Genomic DNA, 1,324 nt, shown 5'->3' with positions numbered 1-1,324 from the left:
TATCAGCCAGTCAAGGCATTAGCATCCAGCGCAACGCTCAATCATTCTTTGCCAATGAATCGCGGCCATCTGGAATATTAACCGCACCTGGCTCTATAAGTGAAAGCAATAGTAAAGAGCTCAAAGAGAATTGGGAAAAAAATTATTCCAAGGGCGGTAGAGGTGGCACAGCTGTACTGAGCGACGGTATGACTTACGTCCCTATGTCCGTCGCTGCACATGATGCCCAGCTCGTTGAGCAACTGAAAATGTCTGGTGAAATCATCTGTACAGCGTTTAGTGTACCTGCTTTTAAGGTAGGGCTTGCGCCAATACCGGCGGGCAAAGTAAGTGATCATAACGATATCTATTATAGCGACTGCTTGCAGCACTATATTGAGAGCATTGAAAACCTACTCAATCAGCATTTGCAATTAGAAGACGGTGTCGAAGTTGAATTTTGTCTTGATGCTCTATTACGAATGGATGCTAGTAGTCAGATGGACTATTTAGACAAAGGCGTCAAAGGCGCAATCATGTCGCCTAATGAGGCACGCGCTAAGGTTGGCTTGCGGCCTGTACCTGGTGGTGAAAGTCCAATGATACAGCAGCAAAACTTTAGCCTTGCTGCCATTGCTAAGCGTGACAGTAGCCCTGACCCATTTGCCAAGGCTCCCGCGCCTACTCCAACTGATGACCAACCAAAAGGAGATGATGATGGATTGGGTAACGCTTGAACAAGTCAAACATCATCTACGCTATGACGATGACTCTAACGACTTAAATCTAACGATGTATATCAAAGCTGCTGAGTCAGCAATAAAGCGTTATATAACCGAAGAGATACCAGCAACCGGCACTGATGATATCAAGGTCGCTACGCTGATGATGGTCGGTTATTTTGACGAGAATCGCAGCCCAGACAAAGACACACCGACCAATGGAAACTACTTACCACAGCCGGTCGTGTCGATGCTCTATCCATACCGTAAACCTACCGTGACATAAGGACGATTATGAAAGCCAGCTCCTTACGCAATCGCATTACTGTGCATGAATCTGTTAGCACAGCGTCACCAATGGGCGGTAGTGGTAACACAACATGGACGCCCACTCACACACTATCAGCGAACTTCACACCGCTATCGGTCAAAGATGTTATCAACGCTCAAGCCGCTGATAGCGAAACACGTGCTCGTTGCGTGTTGCGCTATCGCACTGACATCACTAGCAAGATGCGCATAGAACATCGCGGGAAAATGTATGCCATCGATGGCGATCCCTTACCTGACGACCACAGCGGTCTTGAGTACATCACATTGATGTTAAAGAGTGTCAAATGAGC

3 protein-coding genes are annotated in these 1,324 nt (G+C 47.1%); all 3 read left to right on the top strand.

The window, feature by feature from the left end:
* Nucleotides 1–716: phage portal protein (locus tag ABYU67_RS12215; RefSeq protein ID WP_372845586.1), on the top strand; the 716-nt coding region annotated here is incomplete at its 5' end.
* Nucleotides 697–987 carry a head-tail connector protein gene (locus ABYU67_RS12210; protein WP_372845584.1) on the top strand — a complete coding sequence of 97 codons (291 nt, stop codon included), beginning with the start codon at nt 697–699 and terminating at the stop codon, nt 985–987. The genes ABYU67_RS12215 and ABYU67_RS12210, both read left to right, overlap by 20 nt.
* Before the next feature lie 8 nt (nt 988–995).
* Nucleotides 996–1,322, top strand: coding sequence for a phage head closure protein (locus tag ABYU67_RS12205; RefSeq protein WP_372845583.1), 327 nt, complete (start codon nt 996–998; stop codon nt 1,320–1,322).
* The last annotated feature ends 2 nt before the right edge of the window (nt 1,323–1,324 follow it).

Source organism: Psychrobacter sp. (assembly GCF_041554015.1).
Taxonomy (GTDB): Bacteria; Pseudomonadota; Gammaproteobacteria; order Pseudomonadales; family Moraxellaceae; genus Psychrobacter.
This window is presented reverse-complemented; position numbering and strand designations above follow the sequence as displayed.